Source organism: Moellerella wisconsensis ATCC 35017, assembly GCF_001294465.1.
In the GTDB taxonomy this organism is placed as follows: Bacteria; Pseudomonadota; Gammaproteobacteria; order Enterobacterales; family Enterobacteriaceae; genus Moellerella; species Moellerella wisconsensis.
In genome coordinates this window covers 19411-42772 of the sequence record NZ_LGAA01000010.1, presented here as the reverse complement: position 1 = coordinate 42772, position 23362 = coordinate 19411, and the positions used below count along the sequence as shown (strand labels likewise).

At 39.5% G+C, this 23362-nt stretch carries 20 protein-coding genes and 1 tRNA gene; 6 read left to right on the top strand and 15 right to left on the bottom strand.

Annotated elements, in window-relative coordinates; translation table 11 throughout:
• Positions 1-55: 55 nt before the first annotated feature.
• From deoC to M992_RS05030, 8 genes are all read right to left on the bottom strand, one after another.
• Complete coding sequence (gene deoC, locus M992_RS05065) at positions 56-835, bottom strand: deoxyribose-phosphate aldolase (RefSeq protein ID WP_053907615.1); 780 nt, start codon at positions 833-835, stop codon at positions 56-58.
• Positions 836-1534: 699 nt separating this feature from the next.
• A complete protein-coding gene (locus M992_RS05060; protein ID WP_174721766.1) occupies positions 1535-2809 on the bottom strand; it encodes a NupC/NupG family nucleoside CNT transporter in 1275 nt (424 codons plus the stop codon).
• A 295-nt stretch (positions 2810-3104) separates the two neighbouring features.
• On the bottom strand, positions 3105-3875 hold the full coding sequence (locus M992_RS05055; protein WP_053907613.1) for a TatD family hydrolase: 771 nt from the start codon (positions 3873-3875) through the stop codon (positions 3105-3107).
• A 1-nt stretch (position 3876) separates the two neighbouring features.
• Positions 3877-4983 (bottom strand): patatin-like phospholipase family protein, encoded by a 1107-nt coding sequence (locus tag M992_RS05050; protein ID WP_082335393.1) that lies wholly within the window; start codon positions 4981-4983, stop codon positions 3877-3879.
• 243 nt (positions 4984-5226) lie between these two features.
• Positions 5227-5634 carry a BON domain-containing protein gene (locus M992_RS05045; RefSeq protein ID WP_053907612.1) on the bottom strand — a complete coding sequence of 136 codons (408 nt, stop codon included), beginning with the start codon at positions 5632-5634 and terminating at the stop codon, positions 5227-5229.
• 303 nt (positions 5635-5937) lie between these two features.
• A complete protein-coding gene (gene prfC, locus M992_RS05040; protein ID WP_053907611.1) occupies positions 5938-7527 on the bottom strand; it encodes a peptide chain release factor 3 in 1590 nt (529 codons plus the stop codon).
• 514 nt (positions 7528-8041) lie between these two features.
• Positions 8042-8506, bottom strand: coding sequence for a ribosomal protein S18-alanine N-acetyltransferase (gene rimI, locus M992_RS05035; RefSeq protein ID WP_053907610.1), 465 nt, complete (start codon positions 8504-8506; stop codon positions 8042-8044).
• Entirely contained in the window at positions 8475-8903 is a 429-nt protein-coding gene (locus tag M992_RS05030; RefSeq protein ID WP_231637001.1) for a DNA polymerase III subunit psi, read from the bottom strand. The genes rimI and M992_RS05030 overlap by 32 nt, the downstream gene beginning before the upstream one ends.
• Positions 8904-9026: 123 nt before the next feature.
• Between M992_RS05030 and rsmC the strand changes: the two genes are divergently transcribed.
• On the top strand, positions 9027-10040 hold the full coding sequence (gene rsmC, locus M992_RS05025) for a 16S rRNA (guanine(1207)-N(2))-methyltransferase RsmC (RefSeq protein WP_047255039.1): 1014 nt from the start codon (positions 9027-9029) through the stop codon (positions 10038-10040).
• A 180-nt stretch (positions 10041-10220) separates the two neighbouring features.
• Positions 10221-10307, top strand: a tRNA-Leu gene (locus tag M992_RS05020).
• A 263-nt stretch (positions 10308-10570) separates the two neighbouring features.
• Here M992_RS05020 and M992_RS05015 read toward each other — a convergent pair.
• From M992_RS05015 to M992_RS04995, 5 genes are all read right to left on the bottom strand, one after another.
• Entirely contained in the window at positions 10571-10831 is a 261-nt protein-coding gene (locus M992_RS05015) for a DUF1435 family protein (protein ID WP_053907609.1), read from the bottom strand.
• Positions 10832-11199: 368 nt separating this feature from the next.
• Positions 11200-12849, bottom strand: a complete 1650-nt coding sequence (locus M992_RS05010) for a Na/Pi cotransporter family protein (protein ID WP_047255037.1) — start codon at positions 12847-12849, stop codon at positions 11200-11202.
• Positions 12850-13336: 487 nt separating this feature from the next.
• Complete coding sequence (phoA, locus tag M992_RS05005) at positions 13337-14782, bottom strand: alkaline phosphatase (RefSeq protein ID WP_053907608.1); 1446 nt, start codon at positions 14780-14782, stop codon at positions 13337-13339.
• Between the two features lie 201 nt (positions 14783-14983).
• The gene (locus M992_RS05000) at positions 14984-15595 is read right to left on the bottom strand and encodes a DUF3156 family protein (protein ID WP_248842488.1); all 612 of its coding nucleotides are present in this window, start codon (positions 15593-15595) and stop codon (positions 14984-14986) included.
• On the bottom strand, positions 15570-17063 hold the full coding sequence (locus M992_RS04995; protein ID WP_053907606.1) for an APC family permease: 1494 nt from the start codon (positions 17061-17063) through the stop codon (positions 15570-15572). The genes M992_RS05000 and M992_RS04995 overlap by 26 nt, the downstream gene beginning before the upstream one ends.
• Positions 17064-17472: 409 nt before the next feature.
• Between M992_RS04995 and M992_RS04990 the strand changes: the two genes are divergently transcribed.
• From M992_RS04990 to M992_RS04975, 4 genes are all read left to right on the top strand, one after another.
• A complete protein-coding gene (locus tag M992_RS04990; protein ID WP_053907605.1) occupies positions 17473-18129 on the top strand; it encodes a helix-turn-helix transcriptional regulator in 657 nt (218 codons plus the stop codon).
• A 568-nt stretch (positions 18130-18697) separates the two neighbouring features.
• Positions 18698-19501: a DUF3100 domain-containing protein gene (locus M992_RS04985; RefSeq protein ID WP_047255886.1), complete on the top strand. Its 804-nt coding sequence runs from the start codon at positions 18698-18700 to the stop codon at positions 19499-19501.
• A gap of 2 nt (positions 19502-19503) precedes the next feature.
• Positions 19504-19980, top strand: coding sequence for a hypothetical protein (locus M992_RS04980; protein WP_047255887.1), 477 nt, complete (start codon positions 19504-19506; stop codon positions 19978-19980).
• Positions 19981-19995: 15 nt separating this feature from the next.
• Positions 19996-21324 carry an amidohydrolase gene (locus M992_RS04975; protein WP_241543334.1) on the top strand — a complete coding sequence of 443 codons (1329 nt, stop codon included), beginning with the start codon at positions 19996-19998 and terminating at the stop codon, positions 21322-21324.
• Between the two features lie 114 nt (positions 21325-21438).
• Here M992_RS04975 and M992_RS04970 read toward each other — a convergent pair whose 3' ends face one another.
• Positions 21439-22932: an aldehyde dehydrogenase family protein gene (locus M992_RS04970; RefSeq protein ID WP_053907604.1), complete on the bottom strand. Its 1494-nt coding sequence runs from the start codon at positions 22930-22932 to the stop codon at positions 21439-21441.
• Positions 22933-22979: 47 nt separating this feature from the next.
• The gene (locus M992_RS04965; RefSeq protein WP_053907603.1) at positions 22980-23348 is read right to left on the bottom strand and encodes a cupin domain-containing protein; all 369 of its coding nucleotides are present in this window, start codon (positions 23346-23348) and stop codon (positions 22980-22982) included.
• Positions 23349-23362: the final 14 nt, after the last annotated feature.

Here is a 23362-nt window from a genome sequence, read left to right as displayed (position 1 = left end):
TATACTCCTTGAAATTCAATCAGAGAGGAAACTCAATCTGCGGATTTCTCCGAGATTAATAACCGCTATTTTGCTTTTGTCCCGCAAATCCCAACGTGCTGAGTAAACTACCCAGTAAACTTGATGCACCAAAGCGGAAATGACGTGCATCAGCCCAGCCTTCGCCCATAATTCTGTCTGCCAATGCTAAATATTGAGCCGCTTCTTCAGCTGTACGCACACCACCCGCTGGTTTGAAACCGACAGTTTTACCAACACCCATATCATGAATAACTTGGATCATGATCTCAGCGCTTTCCAGCGTTGCATTAATAGGTACTTTACCCGTTGATGTTTTAATAAAATCAGCGCCTGCGTTAATCGAGATTTCAGATGCTTTACGAATTAATTCCGCTGTTTTCAACTCGCCCGTTTCAATAATAACTTTTAATAGCACGCCTGCTTCCGCACAAGCTTCTTTACATGCTTTAACTAAATCAAAACCAATTTGTTCATTGCCAGCCATCAATGCACGATAAGGGAAAACCACATCTACATCATCAGCACCATAAGCGATAGCTGCACGAGTCTCGGCTAATGCGATATCAATATCATCATTACCATGAGGGAAATTAGTGACAGTAGCGATACGAATATCTGGGGTGCCTTGCTCACGTAAAACTTTACGTGCTAGCGGAATAAAACGTGGATAGATACAAATTGCCGCGGTGTTACCAGCTGGGCTTTTTGCTTGATGACATAAATCTGTGACTTTTTGGTCAGTGTCATCTTCGTTAAGTGTAGTTAAATCCATCAAAGCCAGTGCGCGTTGCGCAGCTGCAGTTAAATTAGTCATAAAACTCTCCAACGATATTATTTATTTATCAGAACATTATGTTCTTTGTTGGCGAGCGGGCTTGGTTCCTTAAAGATGTTGCGATAGCCAATGGCTAAAGTAACAGCTGAGTTCCGTCTCACCGCACGATGCTCTCTGATTCCACCTTTGAGAGCGGTTACCTTTCCATAAATGCTCAATATAATGTTATTTGAACATGGAACAGAACGTATTTATGTGCCATAAATCACATTATCCAATTGTATGTTACATAATTAAATGCAACCACGTGATCACAGTCACTAATTATACGCTATTTAACCTCAGTTTTATGCTCTCTAATCAGTTTTATTCCATAAAACTCGGTTATTTTGAGTTATATTGCATTATCAAAATAGAAAACCATCAAGAATAAACCGTTTAATAAAATAAAATGAGAAAAAATATAACTGAAAATAAAATGGATGCAGCTTCTCTTCAGTAATAAACACTTAAAATAATAATCAATATAGTTAACTCAGCTATTAAGATTAACTTACAGAAATCAGCGAATAAATTATTACCTTAGAAATTACAAGATGAATAACTACTGGTGAAGAGTATACAACAGATTAACAATTAATAAGTAGAATGACACAGAGCTACGAAGCTGCTCACAAAATTAGACTGCCATGGCGAAAACTTTCATCATGGCAGTCGAACAATCTCGCTTAAACTCAATTAAATAACTGCAAGCGTCAAGAAGAAGCCCGCAATAGTAGCACTCATTAAATTAGACAGGGTCCCGGCCATTACAGCTTTGAGTCCTAAACGTGCGACATCTTGACGGCGGTTAGGTGCCATGCTGCCTAATCCACCAAGAAGAATAGCGACAGAAGATAAGTTAGCAAAACCACATAAAGCAAAGGAGATAATGGCTTTAGTATGTTCTGATAGTACCTGTTTACCGGCCGCGATGACATCAGCATCAGGTTTGAGGTACTCGCCAAAATTAACGTATGCCACAAATTCATTGACTACAATCTTCTGCCCGATGAATGCCCCCGCAATATTAGCTTCGCTCCAAGGAACACCTATCAAATAAGCAATTGGAGAAAAACACCAACCGAGGATCAACTCAAGCGAAAGTTGTGGGTAATCAAACCAACCACCGATACCGCTTAAAATACCATTTAATAACGCAATTAAGGCAACAAAAGCTAATAGCATCGCACCCACGTTAAGCGCTAATTGCATACCTGATGCCGCACCTGATGCGGCGGCATCAATTACGTTAGCTGGGCGTTCATCCTCAGCCACTAGATCCATCGCATCAGCTCGGTCTTTCATGTCTTCAGTTTCTGGCACCATTAATTTAGCAAATAATAAACCGCCGGGAGCCGCCATAAATGAAGCTGCAATCAAGTATTCCATCGGAACACCCATTTGCGCATACCCCACCAATACAGCACCAGCAACAGAAGCCAGCCCACCGGTCATGATGGCAAATAGCTCAGAATTAGTCATAGTAGCAATATAAGGACGTACAACTAATGGTGCTTCAGTCTGACCCACAAAAATATTTGCGGTAGCTGACAATGATTCAGTTCTTGAAGTTCCGAGCAGTTTTTGCAGCCCACCGCCAAGAATTTTAATAACGAATTGCATAATGCCCAGATAATAGAGCACGGCAATTAATGAGGAAAAAAATACGATAACTGGCAATACGCGCAAAGCAAAAATGAAGCCACCACCGCCAAACAGTTCAAACATTTTATCAGAAACTAGACCACCGAAGATAAAGTCCATTCCTTCTTTACCGTAACCGATTACATTTGATACCGCATCAGATATAGCGAGTAGAACTTTACGACCCATTGGGACATACAGTACTAAAGCACCAATTCCTATCTGAATAAGAAAAGCACCAATGACAGTTCGGAGCTTAATTGCACGGCGATTAGTTGAGAATAATACAGCAATGAAAATCAAAGCTGCCATCCCCACCAGGCTCATAATGAGTTGCATGGAAGTATCCCTGTTCACTTAATTCTAAATTGATATATCAGCAAACTTATTTATTTGCCGACTCTTTTCGACGCTGATTATACCGAGCCAACACTAATAACACTTAATCTTTGTCACAAATCCGGGTTGATAAAAGTAACAAGAAAGTACGTTTTGTGACATTTATCACAAAAAAATCCAGTATTATAGAATGCTAATAGTATTGAGAATTGATTAAAAATTAATGATATGACTATGATAGCTCGTGTACTAACTCATATCATTTAGTATATTGATTGGAAATCTAATAAAGATTAAATAATGATTGGCTATTATTGTAAAGCTGAGCTGCGATTTCTTCAGGCGGTTCCTGACGTAGTTCACATAATGTCTGAAAGACATAGCCTATCATTTCTGGACGATTCGCTTCACCTTGGAAACCACTGAGAGGCATATCGGGAGCGTCAGTTTCTAATAATAGAGAAGATAATGGTAATTGCGCGATAACTCGCCGCGTTTTTTGTGCTCTTTCGTAAGTTATCGTGCCTCCCACACCTATCGAATATCCTAATTTAATAAAAGCCTGGGCTTGGGATAAGCTTCCCGAAAATCCATGTACTACACCGGTCGCAGGCACAGGATGACGCCGCAATATAGCCGCTAATTGATCATGGCTTTTGCGAGAATGTAGAATTACCGGTAAATCATAATATCTGGCTAATTTAAGTTGTTCTATTAGCACAATTTTTTGTTGTTCTACTGGAGCATCTGTCTGATAAAAATCTAAGCCAATTTCTCCCACCGCAACACATTTTGGATTTTTTTCACTCAATCGTTGGGATAATTTATCAATATGAGAGGGCTGGAATGACGCAAGAAAAAGAGGATGAAAACCTAAAGCAGCATATAATTCAATATGTTGACAAGACAAATTCCAAACCCGATCAATATTGGCAACATCAATTGCGGGCATAATAATATGCGAAATTTCAGCCTGTCTTACCCGTTGTAAGCTATCGACAATATTTTCACTAAACAATGGGAAATCAAAATGACAGTGAGTATCTATAAACACTTTATTTTCCCGATGCTATACGCTCAATAATATTAACCTGCTGCTTTTCATGTTCATTCAGTTCGCTATTTTGTTGTTTATCTAATTGATATTGAGCAACGGCGGCTTCGACATAATCATCTTCAAGTAAAATTTCATCTTGCGCTGTTTGCTTATCAAAAGACTCCGTAAGATGAATATTTTGCTGAGTGAAACAATCGCCTAATGCAGCTAGAAAATAGCGGCCACAATGTCGACCCGTATGATAATCATAATTTAATGATGATAATCGGCTACCAAGTGCACTGCTTTTTAATGGCGTAGGAGGATATATTTCAAATACTTGCAAGTTACCCGGCGGGTTCTCAATAAATTCTTGGGTACGACGATAGCTTTTTAAATGGGTTTTCATAATCAACGCCATTTTTTGTAAGCTGCTGGTTTCTAACCAACGCGTCATTCTTTTAACCCATTCAGGAGTAAAATAGACTTGAGAAGGTACCGTTCTAATCACTACAATAGTATCTGCACCACGCAGATAGGCTTCCTCAACAGGGATGGCCGCAGTAATCCCTCCATCAAGATACAAATGCCCATCGAATTCAACCCCCGAACGATAAAACCCTGGAATTGCACTTGAGGCACGAATAATATCTAACCAATTATCTTTATCTGGCTGTAAATAAACCGCATCAAAATTATCACTCCGGCAAGTACTCATTAAGAATTCTCGACCAGAATCAATCAATTCCAATCCTTTTTCGAGCGCTAGTGGATTCTCTTGATTAGTTACATTAATCAACCAATCGAGATCGATTAAGTGCCCGCCACGAATAAAACGTAATGGATTAAAGAATTGTGGATTAGTCGTATAACGAGTGATTATTCGGCGAGCGTAACCACGCTGACCGCAAATATATGAAGATAAATTTTGGGCGCCGGCAGAGGTGCCGATCATGATGTCAAAGGGATTAAAATCAGCTTTAAGAAACTCATCCAGTACACCCGCGGTAAAAATTCCGCGCTGACCACCACCTTCACAAATAAGCGCTGTTTTTCCGGAATTAATTTTTTCGTAAAAGGCAAGTGGCTCGATGCTACCTAAAGTGACTGAAACATGTTTTCCCATAACTGATTCTCAAATAATCATAATTAACAGAATAATAGACAGACATCGTAACATATTGAGTTAACAAAAAATTATCATCCTGTAATAATGCACGGAATTCGGGCTATCCTCGACGGATAACCCGATGTAATAACGTGATAACTTATTACCGGAACGATATCGATAACTGCACGATAGATAGGTCAAATACTGTAATTAATTTATATTACCCGATTATAAGCTCAGTTTAGCCGATTATTAGGCTTAATTGGCGACCATCAGGCTGCTTTGAACTGATTTAACACCATTGATTGCAGAAACCATATTAACGACTTGGTCTATCTGGTTATCATTTTTCACAAAACCAGAAATATAAACCACCCCTTTAACAGTTTTTACAGAAATATCATTGCTGTCTATACCACTAGTTGATAACAGTTTACTTTTAATTTGTGCTGTAATACTGCTGTCATCCATATATTTATCAACGTTATTAACACCTTTGGTGATCGCTTGACCTGCATCTTTGCCTGCCATATCAACCGTTTCTGTCGCGCTATCCCAAGTTTGAGATGCCTGTTGTTTTAATGATTCTGCTGATGCAAAGCCACTAAACAAGGCACAGCTCAATCCAATCGCTGTTAGTGAGCGTAAAAGTGCTGTATTTCTCATCTTGAACCTTCCTTAATAGTTAATAATATTTCCGCTATTAACATGTTAATTAATATAGGCGGTGGGTCATGAATCAAGCCCCGTAAGATTAAAAATAATCTTCATTCAAACTAGAGCTCTCAATCAATTGATAAAGTATAGCCTATGAAAAATAAACTAAAAAAGAAAGGGAAAAAATTAGCAATACAGAATATTCTGGTGAATAAAAACAAAAGAAAAGAAAACCAATCCAATACTGACGTTCTTTACCAAACTAAACACTGCCAAAGTACATTCCTCTGGCAGTGTTAGCTTAATCAACGATTAATGTTCGCGAGTTTTACGGAATAAAACTTCAGGATAACGTTCGCTAGTAATGTTTAAGTTAACCATAGTTGGAGCAATATACGCTAAGTTATCACCCCCATCTAACGCCAAATTCTGTTCATTTTTACGTTTAAACTCTTCGAATTTCTTCACATCATTGCATTCAACCCAACGTGCAGTTGATACGTTGATATTTTCATAAATCGCTTCAACGTTATATTCATTTTTCAGGCGTGATACCACGACATCAAATTGCAGGACTCCGACAGCACCAACAATCAAATCATTATTGGCTAGAGGACGGAAGACTTGCACCGCACCTTCTTCGGATAACTGCACTAATCCTTTGAGCAACTGTTTCTGCTTGAGCGGATCACGTAGACGAATTCGGCGGAATAATTCTGGCGCAAAGTTAGGAATACCGGTGAATTTCATATCTTCACCTTGAGTAAAGGTATCACCAATTTGGATAGTACCGTGATTATGCAATCCGATAATATCTCCTGGGAACGCATGTTCAACATGTGAACGGTCGCCAGCCATAAAGGTTAATGCATCAGAAATTACAACATCTTTATTAATACGTACTTGACGCAGTTTCATGCCTTTTTCATAGGTTCCAGACACAATACGCAAAAAAGCGACGCGATCTCGATGTTTTGGATCCATATTGGCCTGAATTTTAAACACAAACCCGGTAAATTTCTCTTCTGCTGCCACGACTTCACGGGTATCTGTTTTGCGTGGCATCGGCGTTGGCGCCCACTCAACTAAGCCATCCAGCATATGGTCAACACCAAAGTTACCCAACGCAGTACCAAAGAATACTGGGGTTAACTCGCCTGCTAAAAAGGCGTCTTGTTCAAATTCGTGGGAAGCCCCCTGAACAAGCTCTAGCTCTTCGCGTAATTGTGCTGCTAAATCGTCACCCACGGCATCTTCTAATTCAGGATTATTCAGCCCTTTAATAACACGGACATCCTGAATAGTGTGGCCTTTACCCGTCTGATAAAGATATGTTTCATCACGCAGGAGATGATAAACACCTTTAAATAATTTTCCGCAGCCGATCGGCCAAGTAATCGGGCAACACGCGATCTTTAGCTCGTTTTCGACTTCATCCATTAACTCCATCGGATCACGAATATCTCGGTCGAGTTTATTCATAAACGTTAGGATGGGTGTATCACGCAGACGTGTAACTTCCATCAATTTGCGGGTACGATCTTCAACCCCTTTACTGGAATCGATGACCATCAAACAGCAGTCAACAGCAGTTAAAGTACGGTAAGTATCTTCAGAGAAGTCTTCATGCCCTGGGGTATCTAACAGATTTATCAAACAGTCATGGTATGGGAACTGCATCACTGACGTAGTAATCGAAATACCACGTTGTTTTTCCATTTCCATCCAGTCTGATTTTGCATGCTGGTTAGAACCACGGCCTTTCACCGTACCCGCGCGTTGAATCGCTTGTCCAAATAACAATACCTTTTCGGTAATCGTGGTTTTACCGGCATCAGGGTGAGAAATAATAGCGAAAGTTCGACGTTTAGCGACTTCCTGCAAAAATTCAGATTGAGACATCAATTAAATCTTCTAGTTTAAGCACAGAGTTAAGCACCAATAAAAAAACACCCATTGGGTGAATTTTGGGCATGCCAAATCCGTTATGTTAATAGACAATTAGCTTTATTTTCGCTGATTTTGGCTTGAGAAACAATCAATGCTTTCCTTCCACAATATATTTCATGTCCATAAAAAGCGACATAGGTGCAATCACCTAAGTGATCTTAACACCATCAAAATCGGCGCTAATTATTTGTATACTGATAATTATGTATCTTCAAAGAGTTGCTTATAGAGCAGCAATGAGTTACCGACTATTTTTCAACTATATTTTCCAATCATATCTCCCGACTAGATTCCTCGACTAGATCCCCCAATTAGTGACTATTCAAAAATCTATAGTTCTTTTTATAAATCAATAACTATTGGAAATAATTTTTCAGAATAAATCTAAGTTGATCTGATATTTACTATAATCAATCGATATATTTACAGTTAAAATATGGGCAATATCCAAGTTAGCTGGCTGCCATTATTCGAGTGTAAAAGTATCCTGAAATAATGTAAGCGCGAAAATAAGTGCATCTTCACGGCCATGTTTAGCAGGATAGTAATCCTTACGCACAGTAACCTCATGAAATCCCATATTTTCATACAGTCGAATGGCAGCGCGATTTGATTCACGAACTTCTAACCATAACGTTAAAATATTCTTTTCTGTTAAGTCCTGAATTAAACGTTCCATTAATTGACGACCGTATCCCTGCCCCTGAAAATCAGGATGGATAGCGATATTAAATAATGTCGCTTCGTCTAAAACAGATTGTGTAATAGCAAAACCAATTATCTGATTATCGACCGAGATTTTTAAATTATAATATTTTTCACCCTGATTACCGTAAAAGACGCGCTCACTCCAGGGAAAATCATGGCTCAGCTTTTCAATTAAAAAGGCTGTCGCTAAATCAGATTGTTTTAACGTTGAAATTTTCGTCATTTTGATAGATTTGCTTCCATAAAGACCGTTTTGCTTCACTACTGATACTAAGCTTTGCGAGTGCTGGGCTGGTGATCAGCGCACTTTTTGTTTCTGGTATGCGGCTGTCACCGCAGACCCAACAAGGCACAGATACTGGTGATGGCAACATATCGAGCTGCTCTGAATCAATGCACACAATATCCGTTTTATCTATTTTTATTGCCTGAAAAATATCTTTCAATAGCTGATTATTTAAATCGATCCCATCATCAGCGATAATAATAAGCTTAGCTGATTCTGGAATATTTACCCCTCTCTCACCCTTAAGTGCTGAGGGATGACGCAGTATCCATTGGGTTATCCCCATGGACTTTAAAAGCTTGTCTCTTCGGGTCATGCGAGTTGTTCCAGCCATCAGTAAATACCCATGACATCTTATCAGAGCAGATAATTAGCGCCAATAATACAGATTTATTCAGCCAATATCTGGTAAGGTAGCACGGATTATGAATTATTTATTTACGGAGAATTAGAGACTATGTCCTTACTTACACCAGCCAGCGAAGTAATACAGCGCCATCTGGAACATTTTGCTGATCGCCATGTCATTCTGGCAGGTGATATTCAGGACGAGCTCGCGGTGGTATTAGATGCCGCCAGCGTACGTGTTCTCACTAATCAGTATCATCAATGGCAAGTATTGGAGCCATTATTAAAAGATAACGTGCAATTTAATTTTATTGCCGAAGCTGATTTTATCGCTAAATGTAATACCTTGATTTATTTCTGGCCAAAAAACAAACAAGAGGCTTGTTTCCAGTTAGATAATTTATGCACTTATCTACCCGCTGATTGCGATATCTTCATTGTGGGCGAAAATCGTAGCGGTGTAAAAAGTGCTGAAAAAATCATGGAAGGTATCAGCACACTGAAAAAAATTGACTCTGCTCGTCGTTGTAGCCTGTTTTATGGCGCATTAGAAAATCAAACTGCCTTCGAGTTAAATCAATGGTGGCGCAATTATAGTTTCGAAGATACACAAGTCAAAGCGTTACCGGGCGTATTCAGTCAAGACGATTTGGATATGGGTAGTCGCTTACTACTTTCAACATTAGAGCAACCTATCTCTGGAAGTTTACTCGATTTAGCTTGTGGTTCTGGTATTTTAGCGGCCAACTTAGGCCAACAAAATCCTGAATTAAAATTAACTCTCAGTGATGTTAGCGCAACTGCATTATATTCAGCAGCTGAAACCCTGAAAGCTAATCAGTTAGAAGGTAAAATTATCGCTAGTAATGTTTATTCTGAAATTAATGATAAATTCGATTGGATTATTACTAATCCGCCATTCCATGATGGTATCCATACCAACTATTCTGCGGCTGAGAATATGATCATGCAGGCACCTAAGCATTTAAAATCTGGCGGTAGATTTAGAATGGTAGCAAATGCATTTTTACCTTATGCAGATCTACTGGATAAAGCTTTCGGTGGGCATATTGTATTGCTGAAAACCGGTAAATTTAAAGTTTATGAAGCCACTAAACGATAATTTGTATCAAGCTAAAACCTAAGCTATTTGCTCGGGCTATATAGCGTTGATTAGTGCTGATGAATTTTGCGTCAAACAATGCATTCAGCACTAAAAAATTATTGACCTACACCAGAATTAGCCTAAAATCCGCCCCGTACTATTTTATAATGTTATGGCTGATTATATTAAGTCTGAACTGCGAGGGTGGCGGAATTGGTAGACGCGCTAGCTTCAGGTGTTAGTGTCCTTACGGACGTGGGGGTTCAAGTCCCCCCTTTCGCACCAACAGACAATGTCAATAGCATTTTAATCATTTAAAACCAATGAGTTAACCCATCATTGGGCGATAGCTTTTTAATTATAATCTGTATTCTTCTCTTCTCTTCTCTTCTCATTATTTTTGATATTTTAATTTAATCAATATGTTAGGTTGTAATTACTTTATCATATCAGGGTATTTATTTTAGCTGCTAATCTTCCTCTAGCTATATTATAAATTTATAATAATAATTATTCGATTTATTTATAGTGATATTTGATAGGCCAAATTAGGGAAATAAGTGCACTGAAAAAGCCAGTAAACTAAAGGCCAACGCTAATACTGCCGGTAAAATTAAAAATAAGCGCGAACTCTTATTAAATAACATTACTGCAGTCAATAGCATCGCAATAACTGTCGCTATCTTCAGATGATCAATACCGGATTGACTCATAAGATAGATAATACTTAATAAAACAACGGCAATAACACCCCATAATCCGGGGCTATTTGAGCGTATCGATATACGCTGACTGGCTTTGATTGTCATATTTTCACCCCTGGTATTTTGCAGGCTGTCGCTAAGTAACTATTTTGAAAGTGACGTTAATTGCCACACCCAAATGATAATGATTATCAATCATATCTGTTTTTTAGCGAAAAACAACACCATTCTTACTAAGGGAAAAGATTTTTTAGCTACGCTTTACAAAGCTAAAATATTAACTAATTATTTGATTAATAAAACTTAATCATCTTATTTATATACAAATAAAAAGCAAAATAAAAAAGTTAATAAAAATAAATACTCTCTACCAGTGATTACTGAAAGCTACTATATAAAAAAATCCTCGCCACAAAGCCTATAGCGAGGATTATTCAGTAACCCATAATGATTAAAAATGTCTAATAAGTTGGCTATTTTTTCTCATGATCTATATTCATTTGCTCAGCTCTTTGATCAGCGATACCTTCGAGGGCATGGTAAGCCACGGCACTAAATAGTGAATTAAGCCGCTTCATGTCACCCAATAAGCTAACATGCAAATTACTGGTATCGAGACTCTGCATATTTTGTTCATGTAAACGTTCAACATGAGAATAAGCATATCTTTGATTTAATAGACGAAAACGATGTTTTGCCCGACGTAATCGACGTGCATTATCCAGATCACCAGAGACAAATACTGACATCCCTAAACTGAGATTATGCTGTAGCCGCTCCATCAAGGTATTTAATTCTTTAAAGCCATTAGGCGAAAATGAACAACGATTATCTAATGATTTCTTGATCATTTCTGATGTCATACGATGAATAATCGTCGCGGATTGCTGCAGATTCAATGCAGTATCAATAATTTCAGCCCAGCGTCTCGAATCATCTTCACTCAGTTCATTTTGCTGTAACTGAGCAAGATATAACTTAATGCTACTGTGCAACATATCCACTTCTTCTTCGAGATGATTAATCTCCCTACGCTGATCTTTATTACCGTTCAAAACCTCAATAAAACGTTGCAACATTTGCTCGACAACATCGCCCATGCGTAACGTTTCACGTACAGCATTAGCTATCGCCAATGATGGAGTTTCTAACGCACTTTTATCCAGATAACGCGGGCCAATTTCACTTTCAGTTTTCGGTGGTGTGGGGATCATTACCATACATACGCGAGCCATGGGGCCAACAAATGGCAACATGATTAAACAACGAATTAAGTTATAAAAAACATGAAAATAAATCACGACTTCAGCTTCATTAAACCCGTATTGATCAACTGACATCGAAAGAGGTTTAATCCATGGTAAAATAATCAAACAGCCAATCAATTTGAAGAATAAGCTACCTAATACAACTTGCCGAGCAATTTCATTTTGCCCACGGCTGCTCATTAATGCCAATAATCCACTGCCGATATTCGACCCTATCACAATGCATAAGCTAATATACAGTGGCACTAATCCGGTCGCACTTAGCGTTGCGGTGATCAGTACTGCGGCAAGGCTCGAATAACTGATCATGGCAAAAATAGCCCCAACTAACAGTGCTAAAACCACATCACCGCTCAACGAGGTGAAAATCGTTCGAACCGCTTCTGCATGAGTAATAGGCTCAGCCGCGGCTACAATTAATTGCAGTGCCAGTAAGATAAGCCCGAGGCCAATACCTACGCGCCCCATTTGACCAATCCGATTCTTTTTATGACTTAAAAATGTGCTTACACCCGCTAAAATGAGTAGCGGAGAAAGCCAAGAAAGATCAAAAGTCAGCACCCTCGCCATAAGCGCAGTACCCACATCGGCACCCAGCATAATCACCATGGCAGGGGCGAGCGAAATTAGCCCTTGGGAAACAAAAGAGATCACCAGCATTGCCGTGGCATTACTGCTTTGGACCAATGCCGTAACACCAACACCTGCTAAAAAAGCGTTTGATTTTCGGTTAATGCTTTTTCCCAATATTCGGCGTAAATCTGCGCCAAAAACTCGCATAATGCCGGTCCGGACGATATGCGTCCCCCAAACCAATAATGCGACCGAAGATAAGAGATGTAATAATATCAGCATTAAAATCCTAATAGATAAATTGTGTCCGTCGTTTCAAAGACGACTGTTGTTAATAACCAAAAAGGAAGAATATATGTATAGAAAATAGTGTTATATCAATATATACAGCCTGCAATCATTAATAGCTTAGCGTCTATTTTGCAACCAGTATACCATAAGCGACCTAATAACATTCTTTGTTTTTCAATATATTACAAAAATACAGCCAGATTATAAAGTCAATCGCTGTCTGATAAACATACGCTTAATTGCCAAAAAATCTCATCATAATAGGCAGTTTATTTAGCATTTTTCTGTAGACTATCATAATAAAATACAGCAAAAAATCACTCCACAATCGGCTGATTTTCTAATCTCAATCAATACTCTCGCGTACACTATTCCTCCAGTGTTACTGATATAATAAAAGAAACAAAAAAATCCCGCAGAGATCCTCTCCACAGGGATTTTACTTAAGTAGGGCGGTTAATTAATTATTAATCGGAGATTATTTTAATCCCATCGCATCACGCATAGTAAAAAATAGGTCGGTCTGATCGGTTAATCCCATCACATTAGCAGCATAAGGACCAAATGCGGCGACCCGCAACTGTGAGCCGGTATGCTCTTGCGATTCACCTTCTGAGTTCCCATAATTGACCACCATGACCGCACCATCTTTAGTCACCAGGGCTTGGGTTAAACCGCTTGATTTCACATCCTCGCCAATAATCTGGCTGGAATGTGCATGATCAGCGGTAACAATGACTAAGGTATCACCGTGCTTTTTAGCAAAATCTAGCCCGACTTGAACCGCTTGATCTAACGCTACCGTTTCACCAATTTGTCCACAAGGATTCGCCGCATGATCTTGTTTGTCAATTGAGGCGCTTTCTACCTGTAAAAAAAAGCCATTCGGATTTTCTTGCAGTAAATTTATAGCTTTTTCAGTCATTTGTGCTAATGTCGGCGCATTAGGATCAAACTTGGCATTCGGTTTACATGTCAGAGGTTCAGCAGATAAATCACGCTGATAACGTGCTTTTGGACCTTCCCAAGCAACCGCCATATTGCCCTCATGAAATAATCCTAATACAGGTTTTTGTTGGTTAGCCGAACTTACTGCCGCTAATGATTTCGCATCACGAACAATCTGATAGCCCCGGGCTTCGGCCTGTTGCTCGAGTGTTTTACCTTGATATTCACCGGCTTTGGCAAATTGCTTAAAACTTTTTGCTCCACCGCCGAGAGTTACATCAGCTCGAGTCACTAACAATTGCTCTGAAATGGAACCTCGTCCCCCATTCTCTAACGCATTACTGGCGCATTTCTCACTGGTTTCTTCTGGACCATAGCATTTACGCGCGGTTACATGAGCTACCATTGCGGCAGGTGTCGCATCCTGAATTTCAGAGGTCGTTACATTACCCGTCGCTTTGCCATTACGCTTGGCAATTTCTAACAATGTTTCATGGTCTTTACCATCAACATCGACCCCGAGGGCACCATTATAGGTTTTAACTCCTGATGACCATGCGGTCGCTGATGCTGCAGAATCCGTCACATAATCCGGTTTTTTACTGTGTTTATTTAATGAATAGTGAGTGTATTGCCCGGTGATTGGCAGCGCATCAATACCTTTAAAAAAGCCGCCGGCACCTTCTGCATAGTTACGCGCGACCGTAATTTCAGAATCCCCCATGCCATCACCAATAAATAGAATGACATTTTTAGCTTGGCTATTTAACAGCGCTGCGCGCATCGCCTCAGTTTGCTCTGCTGATAATCGACGCGCACCACCAAATTGAGTGATATCACCTTGAGCAGTACGGTTTTGAGCCAATACATCACTGCTTTCAATGGTATTTTTTGCCGCGATAGCTGGTATAGACGTTGCCGACACCATGGACGTAATAGCTAAAGCCAAAATAGATTTCATACGACGATTCATCATGTTTATTTCCTTGCTTGCAATAAGAGATATCAAACAATGTGTATCTCGAATGGCAATCATCCTAGGGGATATACATGACAGTTAGATGAACTCTTTGTGTCAAAATTAAGTGTCACTCACGCAAATTAAATAGGAACAAACAAAAACAACCAATTCAATAGGCAACAATCTATTACTGACTGAATAAATAAAAGAAGCTGATCACAAAGACAGCTTATTCATTAATTGACTAACTAATTGTAATGCACTCAATAATCGATGGCGCTGTTCTGGGATTAAACGTAAATAACGCCGGCTCGCGGGCAGTCTGCTGACCAACTCTGATGCCGTAAACGGTGTTATCTCACAATGCCAATTCCCTTGTTTAATTTCCAAATTAATCGAAGTAAAATCAAGCTGTTCTAAGGTTTGAGTTATCACAGGATAGGCCGAAAACTGCGCAATAATCTGTTGCCCTACAGGTTGATGCGAAATCCACTTAATTTTTTTTTGGCGTAATACGCCTGTTGTTTTCAACTCAATTCTGGCATCCAGTGAGATAGAAAGCGCTCCATGAACCGAGAAACGCGTGTTCACAATAAATGCTAAAAATAACACCTTAACCTGCTCAATAACGCTAACCGTTAATTGATTATCCAGACTAATGACTAATTCAGTTGGCGTAATACGCTGAGACGGATACGACAATAGATCTCGTTCTAATCGATTTAAGGTGATCCCAGCTTGATAACCCGCGGGAAGACGTGGCTGATTCAATCGTTGCCAAAAAGTACTTTTTTTCATCGGATTACGCGAGGCTACGCAGCGGCTCAAGTTGCACCTCCGAAGGTGAATTACTACCAAATGCTTGCGCTAAAACGAGTTCAACGTCGACGGGCTTAAATGGATTTACTTTTTGCACCAATACCGTCCAGACTAAAGCATAACTAGCCGTTAATCCCAACATAATAGCAAATGGAATATACACATCGGCCTTATCCATTCCCGGCGGCGTGATATATAAAATAGCGACAATAATACCGATACTGGAAATAATCTGTGGCAATGGGAAAAAAGGCGATTTATAAGCACGGTGTAAATCAGGACGGCGAATACGCAATAATACGACTGAGATTGTCACTAATAAATAAGCCGTGCCCCAAGAACATACAGCAGCCAGTACTAAAGACATAATTCGATTTAAATCGCCTTGAATGGCAAAGGCATGCAAGCAAGGAATGAGAACCGCAACTAAAATACCGAATACAGGGGTTTTAAAGCGCGGATGCAAATAAGCAAAAATACGCGGTAACGCACCATCTAACGCCATACCATATAAAATACGGGGTACCGCAGCCATTAACGTATTTATTGTGGCACCACCAGCAAGTAATAAACCTATTCCAATCCAGTATTTTCCCACCTCCCCCATGACTTGTTCAGCAAATGCTGGTATTGCCATTGGCGTTTCGAGCAAACTAATATTAGTTTTGCTATCGATAATAATATTTTCAACTTGATGGGTCATGGCCGCACCATACATAAACATACAAGCCGCCACACCACATAATCCGGTCGCCATCGCGCGTGGAATAACTCGAGCAGAGTTTTTAATTTCTGGCGCCATCGGGGTAACTAATTCACAACCAACAAACATAAACATTGCCATGCCAATAAAACTCACCACCAGCGTAGGATCAGAAAGATTTAAAGCCTTCCCAAACCAACCGTCTACTGGCACATTAAAAGGCATTAATAAACCACACAGGCTAAAGATAACCAAAGTACTCCACATGGCAAAAGTCAGAATAATTTCAACCTTACTAAAAGCTTCAATTCCAAAAGCGTTTAATAAACCAAACGTAATAACTAAACCCACTCCAACCATCCATGAAGTATTATTACTTTCCATCACAGTGTTTAGACTTTCGAAATTTACCAATGCCATAATACCGGACAAAATAGTCTCTGCGGTACCCGCAAAAATATGTACTATCAAGTAAGCTGATAATGCGCCGGTAATTGCCCAAAAGCGTCCCATGCCGCAAGAAATATAATCATAAACCGATCCTGATGTGGGTAAAATAGCCGCCGCTTCAGAAAATGTGGTCAATTGCGCCTGCATCATAATAAAACTAAGTAATACCGCTAATGCAAATGTATCTCCCCCAATACCAAAACCACTGGTGACGGTTAAAATAACCGGGCTCGCCATAATAACACCCACCGAGCTGGCTAATGTCGTCGGGAAACCCACTTTACCTTTCTCTATATGAGAGGTTAATTTTCTCGCTATATCCATCGTGCACCTCTATCACTATTGCCAAAAATAATAGTTAATATTGTTGTTAATTTTTTGTAGCGTGAATTAGTAATAGCCTAAAGCAGGAAATAATAACCATCGTCCTAAAGAACGATAACTCGAGGGGGAGAGAATGACTGAGAAGATAATAGAAAGTACCGGTGATCAGAGTAGCTATTTAGATAACATCTTAAATACAATAAGCAATTTTAAAAATAGATTATTAATATATTAATTAACTTTGTTTGATTTATACCAAAGCACGCTACTCAACTGGCTTGAAGAATAAAAATACAATTAGAATTGTGTAATCTAGCTCACGTTATTAATATGTATACTTGGTGTTAATTTATGTTTAATGCATGATATTCGCAGCTCATTCTATTCGGGTTATAAAATAGGTTAAAATATGGATCGCGCACCTTTTACCCCTCACCAGCGTTCACTTATTGACTGCTGTCTTAATACCCTCGCTCATATTATTCCGATATCTGGCGCTGCCTATTATTTAGTTGATGAGCAATGGCGTGCTGAACACTATGTGTTATATGGTATTTCGTTGCAGATACATCAACATTATTTAGATCACTTTCAGCTACTCGATCCTTTACAGCCTGCTAATTTTAAAAATAACGATCAACAAGTGATCGGGCTATATCATCAGGCAGAGGTTCATGATCATGCTTTTTATCGTAAATTTATGTGTCCAAATAATTTATGCGATAGGGTAGAAATCTTCGTTAGGCAAAGAAATAAAATTATCGCGGGGATCTCTGTATTAAGAAATACACCGTTTCAACACCATGAAATAACCCGTCTAAGAGCTATCTTGCCGATTGCAGAACTAGCCACTTTCGATATATTGCCAGAATTAAGAACAAATTTAACGCCAAAAGAAGTAGAAGTCGTACAGTTAGTCCGTGAAGGCGCCAGTAATAAACGTATCGCCTTATTATTAAATATCTCCCTCTCAACTGTAAAAACTCATTTACGCAACATCTTCGCTAAAACCAAAGTCACTAGTCGTACAGAGTTAGTCTCATCTGGATTTATTATTAAACAATAAATCACCTTTTACGCTAAAGTGATAGATACTATGTAACCACCTTAAAGACAGTATTTATCGCTAAAAAAATATATTTACTTGAACTTAATAACTGAATTTTATTAAACGTAAATTATTTTAGAATTGTAGGAAATACTGCTTATATATAATAATTTTTTATTTATTTAGCCTTATACCCATCAATAATTCATCATAAAAAGTCTTTTTAACAATTATTTATTCGATGATGAAAATTATCAAATATATTTTTATTTTAAAATTCAATATTTAATATTTATAAAAAATCATAAATAAAAGAGAACAAAAAATTATTAAAGAGACTTATTATCATCTAAAAATAAGAATTAATACATTGTTTTAAATGAATAATTAAATGATTATTAAAATTTAAAAAATATAGACAATATAATTAAATTTAATCAATAATATAGGTCATGCCATGGAAGCATGATCTATTCACTTCTTGCATATTGCCAATAAAATAATATTTTAAGTAGTATGAAGCTGACAGGGTAATTTTTAGCCACAGTATATTATTCATTACAATAATTCCTCAAAAGGAAGTTCTATGGACATATTAAAAGACAGTAAACTACTTCTAGTCAGTATATTTATTATATTACTGGCAGAAGCTATCGGGCAAATAAAAATCGGGTTAGTGATGGTTTTTCCTATGCTTTATTCGATGTTAATGGGTGGGGTCATAAGCTTTCCTAAATTTAAAATACTAAACGAAAAAAATATGGCGCGAGCAGCCTCAATCATGAGTGTGGCCTTAGTCTTATTGATTGCTAAATTAAGTACCTCGGTTGGAGCCTCATGGGAAAAAATCATACAAGCTGGCGGTGCACTAGTTTTGCAAGAAGTCGGACACTTTATTGGCACGATTTTATTAGGATTACCGCTAGCCATTATGCTTGGCATGGGTCGTGAAGCCGTTGGCGCGACTTATTCCGTCGGACGAGAACCCAATATTGCGATCATCGAAGCTAAATATGGCTTAAGCTCTCCAGAAGGCCGGGGAGTCATGGCGATGTATATTTGTGGAACCTTATTTGGCGCCATATGGATGGGGGTTCTCGCCAGTGTTATTGCCGGATTAAATATTCTTAGTCCATTAGCCTTAGCTATGGGTGCAGGCGTTGGTAGTGGTTCAATGCTCGCTGCGGCCGTAGCCCCATTACTCGAAATTTATCCTGACCAAGCGGCGGATATTCAAGCGTTTTCATCTTCGGCTAATCTGATGTCTTCCGTGCTCGGCCTGTATATCTATATTTTCTTTTCCTTGCCATTTGCCTCGTTCTTATATAACAAACTAAGCAGAAAACGGGCTATCGATGATGTTTGTACACTGGATAATAAGGATAATTAATAATGAAAAAACTCATCGAAATTGCAATCATTTTAGTTTTACTGATGATTATAACCGCATTAGGGGATGCCGTCGGTGGTTCTATGTCTGGCCGAGGATTATTTTCTACTCTCTTTATCGATACTTTGATAGCAATGGCTTTACTGGCTGTGATGTCCTTTGCTGCCTACCTTATCGGCCAAATCCCACTGTTCAATAAACTACCAGTGATCTTCTGGGTCTCGATTATTTCTGCCCTATTATGCTCCCCATTATTTCCTTACGATAAAGAAATGATAGCCATGACTAGCAAAGTATCGATTGCCGTCATCAGTACCGTGGTACTGGCCTTTGCCGGTTTATCTTTAGGCAAAGATATCGATAAATTTAAAGCGATTTCATGGAGAATAATCCCTGTTTCTCTCGCTGTATTCTCAGGAACCTTCTTATTCGCGGCACTTATTGGGCAATTAACCCTCTCATGGAGTGGCGTAATTTAATTCAGGAAAATACTTATGATGACTAAAGAACAGCTCAAATCGCAGGTTTGTGCGGCAATTGCAGCTAGAAAAAATGATATAAAACAACTTGCTGAAAATATTTGGCGCGAACCAGAATTAGGTTTTAAAGAGACTAAAACAGCGCAAAAAGTAGAACAGGCGTTTGATGCATTGGGGGTTCCTTACCGTAATAAATTAGCGCTTACCGGAGTCAAAGGCCGCTTAAAAGGTGGAAAAGCCAGTAAACGTACGATTGCGGTAATAGGCGAACTGGACGCGATTTTATGCGCCGAACATCCTGATGCTGATGATCAAACAGGCGCAGCTCACTGCTGTGGACACAATGCGCAAATCGCCAATATGATGGCTGTCACCATGGGATTAATTGACTCAGGTGCAATGGCTTATTTAGCAGGTGATGTTGTGCCCTTTGCCGTTCCCGCAGAGGAATATGTTGAACTAGCATATCGTAATAAATTAATTGAACAGGGCAAAATCAGCTTTATTGGTGGCAAACCTGAATTAATTTCTCGCGGTGAATTTGATGACATCGATATGGCATTACAAATTCACTTAACTAGTGTAAAACCTGAACGTGATAATGGTTTTATTGAAATATCAACCACCACCAACGGTTTCGTCGGTAAATTAATTAATTACAAAGGAAAACCATCCCATGCGGCTGCCGCACCTCATTTAGGCGTCAATGCGCTAAATGCTGCCATGATGGGGATAATGGGGGTTAATGCGATTCGAGAAACCTTCCAAGAAAAAGACTATGTGCGTTTCCATCCCATTATTACCCAAGGGGGCGATCTCGTTAATGTCACCCCAAGTGATGTTCGCCTAGAAAGCTATGTGCGAGCGTCCAACGTACCGGCGATGATAGATGCCAATGAACGAATTACCCGAGCATTAGTTGCTGGAGCGATGGCTGTCGGTGCCGATGTTGAAGTCAAAGATCTCCCCGGTTATTTGCCGCTATATAACAACAGTTCACTGAATAATTTATTGCAACAAAATGCTGAGCACTTAATTGGTGAAGAAAATGTTTGGGTCGCTAAACATATGACAGGCAGTACCGATACCGGTGATTTGTCTCATATTATGCCGGTTAGCCACCCATGGATAGGCTCTATTCGCGGAGGATTGCATGGCAAGGATTATACAGTTTTCGATGAGGATATGGCCTATATTCGCCCAGCCCAAATGATGGCAATGACCATTATTGATCTGCTATTTGACGATGCACAACCCGCAGAAGAGCTATTAGCTAACTATCAACCGTTGATGTCTAAAGATGAATATCTCGCTTTCATTAATAGCTTTAAGAACGCATCATAATGGCTCAGTTTGCGATAATACATAAAAATAGCACTTAAAATAGTGTTTAAAAAGTAGTTAAGGCCCCCAGATATTGGTGGCCTTAATTATCTAATTCTAATAATTATCAAATAATTAATAACGTATCATGATCGATTTCAGTTCAGTATAATATTCAATAAACGCACTACCGAATTCACGGCCGATCCCTGATGATTTGGTCCCACCAAAAGGAACCGCAGGATCGAGAAACGTATGCATATTAACCCATACCGTCCCAGCTTTAATGTGTGGGATCATACGCATTGCTTTACCCAGATCGTTGGTCCACACACTCGCCGCTAACCCAAAAGGCGTATTATTGATCATCGAAATAAGCTCGTTTTCATCGTCATAGGCTAAAAAGGTCCCTACGGGTCCAAACGTCTCTTCTTGCATCAAACGATCTTTGGAGCTATGCGCGCGAATGATCGTCGGTAAAACAAAATAACCTGCTCCTGCCAATGGTTCAGCACCGTAAATAATCTCACTGCCGTCGCTGCGTGCTTGAGCAAATAATTTAAGAATTTTATCGTAATGGGCTTTATTGGCTAACGGCCCCATATCTGTCGATTCATCCAATGGAGAACCAATTTTAAACCCCGCAAGACGTTGTTTTAAAGCGTCCAATACCGGTGAAATTAATTTAGCTGGGATATAAAAACGCTCTGCGGCGGCACAAATTTGTCCTTGATTCAGGTAACCCGCCTCAATTATCCCCTCAACCATTTTATCTACCGATAAATCAGCCAGAAAAACTGCTGCATTTTTACCACCTAACTCTAACGTCACATGAGTCAGTTTACCGTCCATCGCGGCTTTACCGACTGCAAGCCCAGTGGGTACCGAGCCAGTAAAAGTCACTTTTGCACACAACGAATGGCTGATTAATGCAGAACCAAGCTCTCGCCCATCACCGTTAATAATATTAATTACACCATCGGGGATGCCAGCTTCTTTAGCTAATTCAGCCACTCTAAGCATCGTTAAGGGCGTGAATTCACTCGGTTTCAGTACAATGGTGCAGCCACACGTCAGCGCTGCGGCAAGCTTCCATATCGAAATCATAATTGAAAAGTTCCACGGAATAATTCCTGCAACCACGCCCAGAGGTTCACGGCGCGTAAATGCGCTGTATTGCTCGCCATGGAAAGAAGGCAAAGAAACATTCAAGGTTTCGCCACTGATTTTGGTCGCCCATCCTGCAAAATAGCGTAAAAACTGAGCGGAAGATCCAATTTCAAGAGCACGCGCTAATTGAATAGTTTTACCAGAACATAACGTTTCTAACTGAGCGAGTTCTTCATTATGTTTTTCCAATAAATCTGCTAAACGATTCAAGCATTGGCCACGTTCCATGGGTGTAGTTTGTGCCCATACGCCTTGAAATGCAGCTGATGCTGCCTGCATCGCCGCATCAACTTGGTCCAACGTTGCCCCATTAACTGTCGCGATCACGTGTTCTGTCGCCGGATTTATTACAGAGAAACTGTTTGCACCGTTACCAAGCACCGCTTGGCCATTAATATAATGCCCGTGTTGGCGCTGAATAAACGATCTCACTTCGGGTAATAAGGCAATGTCACTCATCTTTCCTCTCCACTATTTCACAGCTCTTTCGCGACTCTATTGAGCAGTTAGCCATTTACGCAGGCAATATAATGTTTCACAAAACGCTCTGCGGTAATTTCCCAAAGAACTTCCGTGCCTTTTACTGCAAACCAGCTATCACCACGTTGGTATTCAATCATTACGCCGGTTGTTAAATCGGTTAATTTAACCGAGCCTTCATAAACCGTTGCCATTTCATCAAATGGGTAGGTCATTTTGAAACTGCCGGTGGTACAAGCAAAAATACCACATGTCAGATTATCCGTCGGTTCACCATGGATCATGGCGACACTGGCTTGTGGATCCCCGGAAACTACCTCAGAGCCAAGATGAGTTACGCTTCCAATATTCAGCAGTTCTGGCAGAGGTTTATTCAGTAATAAAGGAGAAATCATGATGTTATACCTTG